The sequence below is a fragment of the Kangiella geojedonensis genome (assembly GCF_000981765.1).
In the GTDB taxonomy this organism is placed as follows: Bacteria; Pseudomonadota; Gammaproteobacteria; order Enterobacterales; family Kangiellaceae; genus Kangiella; species Kangiella geojedonensis.
This window is the reverse complement of the sequence record NZ_CP010975.1, coordinates 818,113-824,892: the sequence shown is the minus strand read 5'-3', so window position 1 is coordinate 824,892 and position 6,780 is coordinate 818,113. Positions and strand designations below refer to the sequence as shown.

The 6,780-nt window shown below is 42.6% G+C and carries 7 protein-coding genes and 1 tRNA gene; all 8 read right to left on the bottom strand.

Annotation, left to right across the window (positions count from 1 at the left end):
- Nucleotides 1–937: 937 nt before the first annotated feature.
- The 8 genes from TQ33_RS03760 to infC all read right to left on the bottom strand — a co-directional run bounded on the left by TQ33_RS03760 (nucleotide 938) and on the right by infC (nucleotide 6,765).
- A tRNA-Pro gene (locus TQ33_RS03760) sits at nucleotides 938–1,014 on the bottom strand.
- Between the two features lie 90 nt (nucleotides 1,015–1,104).
- Complete coding sequence (locus tag TQ33_RS03755) at nucleotides 1,105–1,455, bottom strand: MerR family transcriptional regulator (protein WP_046560879.1); 351 nt, start codon at nucleotides 1,453–1,455, stop codon at nucleotides 1,105–1,107.
- Nucleotides 1,436–1,735: an integration host factor subunit alpha gene (locus TQ33_RS03750; RefSeq protein WP_046560878.1), complete on the bottom strand. Its 300-nt coding sequence runs from the start codon at nucleotides 1,733–1,735 to the stop codon at nucleotides 1,436–1,438. The genes TQ33_RS03755 and TQ33_RS03750 overlap by 20 nt, the downstream gene beginning before the upstream one ends.
- Nucleotides 1,736–1,803: 68 nt before the next feature.
- Nucleotides 1,804–4,188, bottom strand: coding sequence for a phenylalanine--tRNA ligase subunit beta (pheT, locus tag TQ33_RS03745; RefSeq protein WP_046560877.1), 2,385 nt, complete (start codon nucleotides 4,186–4,188; stop codon nucleotides 1,804–1,806).
- Between the two features lie 14 nt (nucleotides 4,189–4,202).
- Nucleotides 4,203–5,219, bottom strand: coding sequence for a phenylalanine--tRNA ligase subunit alpha (gene pheS / locus TQ33_RS03740; RefSeq protein WP_046560876.1), 1,017 nt, complete (start codon nucleotides 5,217–5,219; stop codon nucleotides 4,203–4,205).
- A 239-nt stretch (nucleotides 5,220–5,458) separates the two neighbouring features.
- Nucleotides 5,459–5,818, bottom strand: a complete 360-nt coding sequence (gene rplT / locus TQ33_RS03735) for a 50S ribosomal protein L20 (RefSeq protein ID WP_046560875.1) — start codon at nucleotides 5,816–5,818, stop codon at nucleotides 5,459–5,461.
- A gap of 17 nt (nucleotides 5,819–5,835) precedes the next feature.
- Nucleotides 5,836–6,033 (bottom strand): 50S ribosomal protein L35, encoded by a 198-nt coding sequence (rpmI, locus tag TQ33_RS03730; RefSeq protein ID WP_046560874.1) that lies wholly within the window; start codon nucleotides 6,031–6,033, stop codon nucleotides 5,836–5,838.
- 198 nt (nucleotides 6,034–6,231) lie between these two features.
- Complete coding sequence (gene infC, locus TQ33_RS03725) at nucleotides 6,232–6,765, bottom strand: translation initiation factor IF-3 (RefSeq protein ID WP_071841090.1); 534 nt, start codon at nucleotides 6,763–6,765, stop codon at nucleotides 6,232–6,234.
- Nucleotides 6,766–6,780 lie beyond the last annotated feature (15 nt).

The following is a 6,780-nucleotide window of genomic DNA, read 5'->3' as shown; positions in this document are numbered from 1 at the left end:
TTAAGTCTACCCAACCTAATAAATGCTAAAACAAAGCGACTGCCTAACAGTGCTTTGATTTTATAAAGAAGTTGTTGTAATCCAACTCCGTCCACAACACTAATCCCCAGTGAAAGGCATGTTGCGTATCAATACCTAAATACAGCAAAGCGCACAAGGCTACTTATTATTAGGTTTACAAAATCCCTTAACCTCCTAACTAACGAGCATTGTTTCACACTTTTCAAAAGATGCATTGCAATTACATGTTAAGTTAGCTAGCATCTCGACTGTCAGGAAATTTAACAGCTTTTAAATTTTGCTTTCCCTTCCAGTTCAATTTCCTGACAACCCTATCCTAAATCAATATAAATCAAAATCTTGTGAAGGCTTTAAAATAATTATCATTTAATAATTAAGCCAACGCCTTTAATAGATACAAAGTATACTCTTATAGTCTCAGCGCAAGAAGGTGAAAAATTACATTTCACAATCTTTTATAATTTGAACTACTGCACGCTTGCAACGAGAACTAAATCTCAAAAGTATAGTTCGACAACTATTTTCGTCTGTTTTTCATCCAAATAACAGCTTGTGTCAGCATATTATACAATCAAAAATGCAAATATGAGCAAAACTCACTGATTATTTACGCAGGATATATCTCAAAGCTTAACAACTTTATTATTAGAAAGACACTAGAATTATGAAAAATAAAGAAATCCTTCAAAGGATCAAGGCTCTACTTTCCGTAGCGCAGAATAATACTTCAACTGGTTAAAAAAGCAACAAAGAATTGGGCTTTTCTGAAATTTTTTATACCCAAAAGTCTATAACCTATTGAATTTATTTGTAAATTGACAAGCCATCTGGTCTGACCATGACAAGTGTATGACTTTCTAGCGATTACAGCATGTAAGAAAGTCAAAAAAACAGGCATTGATTGCTAAAAATTGATTGGTCGGAGCGAGAGGATTTGAACCTCCGACCCCTTGCACCCCATGCAAGTGCGCTACCAAGCTGCGCCACGCTCCGACAAAAAGAAAGGGAATGTTTGGAAAACGGCGACATAGTACCGTTTTCCTGAGAAATTACAATATTAAATTAGACTTATACAATGCTGATCTAAATAGAAAGGAATCGTTTGATTTTCTCTAGCTCTTCGATGATTTCGTCGATCTGAGCTTTTTCTACGGGCGAATCAACGTCTCCACCTTCTTCTAAGCACTGACGAGCACCGCCAATGGTATAACCATGCTCATACAGTAAAGAGCGTATTTGACGAACGATTAAGACGTCTTCTCGTTGATAGTAGCGACGATTACCACGTCTCACAGGGTCAAGCTGATCAAACTCTTGCTCCCAATAACGCAAAACGTGCGGCTTTACCGCACATAGGTCACTGACTTCACCAATCGTAAAGTACCGCTTGCCTGGAATTGCTGGTAATTCGTTATTATTGCTCGGTTCCAACATAATCGGCTACTTTCCCTCTAAGTTTTTGCCCAGGTTTAAACGTGACAACACGTCGCGCGCTGATCGGAACTTCTTCCCCAGTTTTTGGGTTACGACCAGGACGCTGCGCTTTATCACGCAGCTCAAAATTACCGAAGCCAGAGAGCTTGACATTATACCCTTGCTCTAAGGAATCGCGGATTTGCTCAAAAAAAGCTTCTACAATTTCTTTTGACTCACGCTTATTCAAGCCTAGCTCTTCATACAAACGTTCTGCCATGTCCGCTTTTGTTAGTGCCATAATCAATCTCCGCTATCTCACTTGTAGATTCTGGTTTTCTAGATGAGTTCATGTACTCAGTTCGAGTACTAGTTTCTAAGAACCGCTTTGTACTCTTCAGCTAATCTTGAGACCACTTTATCTACAACAGAATTAATTTCCGCATCTTCTAAAGTTTTCTCTGGGTGACGTAATGTCATACCCAAAGCAACACTTTTCTTTCCTTGCTCAAGATGCTCACCTTTGTATATATCAAAAATAAAGGCATCTGTCAGTAAATTACCACCAATTTTTACAATAAAATCAATTAATTCCCCACCTTTTACGGTTTCGTCAACGATCACAGCAAGATCGCGTCGAATCGACGGGAATTTCATTAATGGCGCAAATTTTGGTAATTCTCGTTCGGATAAAGCCTCTAAATCAATCTCAAATACAAAGGCATCCATATCCAAATCAACCTTTTGTTGAATTTCAGGATGCAACTTACCAACGTACCCAACATTCTTTCCGCCAAACTTTATATCTGCGGACTGCCCTGGGTGAAGAATACTTCTTTCCGATGGTACAAACTCAAAGCGATGCTTTGTCACATTCAATAATGCTTCTAAATCACCTTTCACATCATAGAAGTCAACTTTACGCGCATCACCATCCCATGACTCAATATAGCGACGACCACCGACAATACCGGCAAGGGTTGGAATTTGTTGTAACTCAGCATCTTCTGAGTTCGTTTCAAAGCGTAAACCCATCTCGAAGAAACGAATACGGCTCTGTTGACGGTTGACATTAAATTGAGCCGCTTGCACCAAGCCGGGTAACAGGTTGGTACGCATCACGCCCATTTCACTGGAAATAGGGTTCATCAAAGGCAAAGGTGTCATCGCAGGCTCTAAAACCGCCTGTAGCTTAGGCTCAACAAAGCTATAAGTAATTGCCTCTTGATAGCCACGAGTCACCAACACATCACGTAGCAAGTCTTTAAACACACGACTTTCATTCTGCATGAACATCGCCATTTCGCCTTGAGGCTTGCGAATCGGTAAGTTGTTGTAGCCATAAACGCGGACTAACTCTTCGATCAAGCTTTCCTCGTTATCAATATCGAATCGGAAGCTTGGCACCGAAACATCCCAACCTTGCTCATTTGACGTCAGGCCTAAACCTAGGCGCGTTAGTATATCTTCAACTTGTTCGTCGTCGAAAGCAACGCCAACAACACGCTCAATACGCTCACGACGAAGCGTTAAGTGACGCTTCTCTGGCATAGCACTCTTATCAACGGCTTCAATAATAGCGCCAGGCTGACCACCAACGATCTCAAGTAGTAACTCAGTCGCTCGCTCCATTGCGGTTCTTTGCAACTCATAGTCCACGCCACGCTCATAGCGGTGCGACGCATCGGTATGCAAGCCATATTGACGGGCCTTACCAGCTACAGCAATCGCGTCAAAATAAGCACTTTCTAAGAAAATATCTTTGGTTTCAGAATTAACGCCCGAGTGCTCACCACCCATCACACCGGCAATCGCAAGTGGTTTCGAGTTATCTGCAATCATCAAAGTATCTTCAGTTAACTCAACTTCTTGACCATCAAGCAGTGTTAACTTTTCGTCTTTTTGAGCCATTCGAACATCAATCACACCATCGATCTTGGCTAGATCGAAGGCATGCATTGGATGCCCCATTTCCAGTAACACATAATTCGTCACGTCGACTACAGGATCAATCGAGCGAACACCAGAGCGTTCGATGCGTTGAACCATCCATTGCGGTGTCTTCGCTTCCAGGTTGATGCCTTTGATGACACGTCCCAAATAACGTGGGCATGCTTGCGGCGCACTTAATTTAACATCGAGTTTATCGCTGACTTCGCTTGCGATAGCTTTCGGCTCAACAAAATTAACGTCTTCTTGGGTTAATACACCTACTTCACGTGCGATGCCGCGAATACCTAAGCAATCACCACGGTTTGGCGTAAGATCAACATCTATAACATGATCATCAAGGTTGAAGAATTCTTTTAAGTCCTGCCCTAACGGTGCATCGAGCGGTAACTCAACAATTCCATCGCTACCATCGCCAATATTTAACTCGGTTTCTGAACACAACATACCGAAAGAGTGTACGCCACGAAGCTTAGCTTTCTTAATTTTAAAATCACCCGGTAAAACAGCACCAATCATCGCCACCGCGACCTTAATACCTTTGCGCGCATTCGGCGCACCGCAAATGATTTGTAACTCTTCATCGCTGGCATCACCAACGTTGATGGTGCAAACCTGTAATTTGTCCGCATCGGGATGTTGCTCTGCCGCAACAATTTCACCGACCACAACTCCAGAGAAACTATCACCTAAATACTCAAAACCATCGACTTCTAAGCCAGCCATGGTCAATTTATCGACTAATTCCTGAGTGGAAATTTCAGGGTTTACCCACTCACGTAACCACTGTTCACTAAATTTCATTCTTATCCACCCAACTAATTGAATTGCTTAAGGAAGTTAAGATCATTCTCAAAGAACAACCTCAGGTCATTTACGCCATAGCGCAACATCGTTAAACGCTCAACGCCCATACCAAAAGCAAAACCAGTATACTTTTCGCTATCAACGCCAACCGACTCAAGCACTTTCGGGTGAACCATACCGCAGCCTAGGATTTCTAACCAACCAGTATGGCTACAGACACGACAGCCCTTACCGCTACACATGACACACTCAATATCCACTTCCGCTGAAGGCTCGGTGAACGGGAAGTAAGACGGACGGAAGCGTACGCCCAGGTCCTTCTCGAAAAAGTGCGTCACAAACTCATAAAGAACGCCTTTGAGATCAACAAAAGTCGTACTCTCATCAATCAAAAGGCCTTCGACCTGATGGAACATCGGGGTATGCGTTAAGTCTGAATCACAACGATAAACACGGCCTGGGGCAATAATACGGTACGGCGGCTCAGCATTTTCCATCACACGCACCTGTACAGGCGATGTGTGCGTTCTTAATAAGCGGCCCGCATCAAAATAGAATGTATCGTGCATGGCACGAGCGGGATGATGCTCAGGAATGTTTAGCGCGGTGAAGTTATGGAAGTCATCTTCCACTTCAGGCCCTTCTGCTACAGAAAAACCCATTTGACCAAAATAAGACTCAATACGTCTCAAGGTGCGGTTTACAGGATGAACACCACCCGCCTCTGAGTTACGACCACTCAAAGTGACATCAATCGTTTCACTGGCTAGTTTAGCGTTAATTTCGGCTGTTTTGATGGCGTTCTGTTTAGCTTCAATGATGCCAAACACTTCTTTCTTTGCTTCGTTCACCTTAGCGCCAAATTTTGGCTTTTCTTCGGGTGGTAAGGTTGCCATCTGCTTCATTTGCGCAGTGATTAATCCTTTCTTACCCACAAAACGAGCCTTAACTTGCTCTAATTCAGGTAATGACTCAACAGCACTGATTTCTTGTTCAGCCTGTTGGATAATTTCTTGTAAATCAGCCATGATATTTGCTCATAGTTTGTCGTATTTTAGTCGTAGAACTTTCTGGTTTGCTCAAGTTACTCTCTTCGCTCTAGCCCAGTAAGTAACTTTGCAAAAAAAAAGGAAGAGCATTACTGCCCTTCCTTTTAAGACTTTAATCGTTTGTTACCTTGATCGTATTAACAATAACCGTAAAAACAACCTTGGTAACAAATGCTATTCTTTAATTTAGTATCAAACCAAAGAACAGAGTGCTTAGATTAAGCGTCTAGGGCAGATTTAGCTTGCTCTGCAAAAGCAGCAAAAGCTACTTTATCAAAAACTGCCAATTCTGCTAGCATCTTACGATCAACTTCAATGTTTGATTTCTTCAAACCATTGATAAAACGGCTATAAGACAAACCGTGTGTACGTGCTTCCGCGTTGATACGTGCAATCCACAATGAACGGAACTGACGTTTGCGTTGGCGACGGTCACGATATGCATATTGACCCGCTTTAATTACAGCTTGTTTAGCTACACGATAGACACGACTACGTGCACCGTAATAACCTTTAGCCTGCTTTAAAACTTTTTTGTGACGTGCGTGAGCTGTCACGCCGCGTTTTACTCTTGCCATCTCTTAATCCTCACCAATTATCCGTTAGGAAGCATACGATCGATTTGCTTTGTATCCGCGGCATCAACTAGCTTGCCGTGGCGCAAATGACGCTTACGCTTAGTGGATTTCTTGGTCAAAATGTGACGCAAGTGTGATTGTTTGTGCTTATAACGACCCGAAGCAGTTTTTTTGAAACGCTTCGAAGCACCGCGGTCAGTTTTCATCTTTGGCATAGTAATATACTCGCATTGATTACTGTCATGGCCACTGCTTAAGCAAAATTATCATTGCTGGCAGTCGTCTGGAGCTCATGATGAGTTAATAAAACGGATAAGCCAGCTGTTAAGCCGATTTATCCAACCTTTGAAGTAAAGTAAGCGCCTTGCGAACTTCTATTCGGTTTTACCCTTGGGCAAAAGCCGAAAGCTCAATTACTTCTTTTTGTTGGGGGCAATCACCATCGTCATTTGACGACCTTCCATTGATGGACGTTGCTCAACTGAACCGTATTCTTCCAGGTCTTTTTCGACACGCTTCAATAACTCCATTCCGAGTTCTTGGTGCGCCATCTCACGACCACGGAAGCGGACAGTGATCTTCGTCTTGTCCCCATCTTCCAAGAAACGTATAAGGTTGCGTAGTTTTACCTTATAGTCCCCTATATCCGTCCCTGGGCGAAACTTGATTTCTTTAACTTGGGTAACTTTCTGTTTCTTTTTAGCAGCAGCTTTCGCTTTCTTCTGCTCAAACAAGTATTTACCAAAGTCCATAATTTTACAGACTGGAGGATTCGCATCAGGAGATACTTCGACTAAGTCTAGCGTCGCGGCTTGAGCCTGCGCTAGAGCGTCCTTGGTATCTACCACACCAACATTCTCGCCGTCGGCTTGAATTAAGCGAACTTCTTTCGCTCGAATATTTTCATTTATGCGTTGTCTATCGTCACGCTTTTGACCTTTTTTAATGTGTCTAATCCTCTA

Excerpts from the sequence above, each read along its gene's own strand:
- pheT (WP_046560877.1), bottom strand. The coding sequence starts at position 4,188 with ATGAAATTTAGTGAACAGTGGTTACGTGAGTGGGTAAACCCTGAAATT.
- TQ33_RS03750 (WP_046560878.1), bottom strand. The coding sequence starts at position 1,735 with ATGGCACTAACAAAAGCGGACATGGCAGAACGTTTGTATGAAGAGCTA.
- rplT (WP_046560875.1), bottom strand. The coding sequence starts at position 5,818 with ATGGCAAGAGTAAAACGCGGCGTGACAGCTCACGCACGTCACAAAAAA.
- TQ33_RS03755 (WP_046560879.1), bottom strand. The coding sequence starts at position 1,455 with ATGTTGGAACCGAGCAATAATAACGAATTACCAGCAATTCCAGGCAAG.
- pheS (WP_046560876.1), bottom strand. The coding sequence starts at position 5,219 with ATGGCTGATTTACAAGAAATTATCCAACAGGCTGAACAAGAAATCAGT.
- rpmI (WP_046560874.1), bottom strand. The coding sequence starts at position 6,033 with ATGCCAAAGATGAAAACTGACCGCGGTGCTTCGAAGCGTTTCAAAAAA.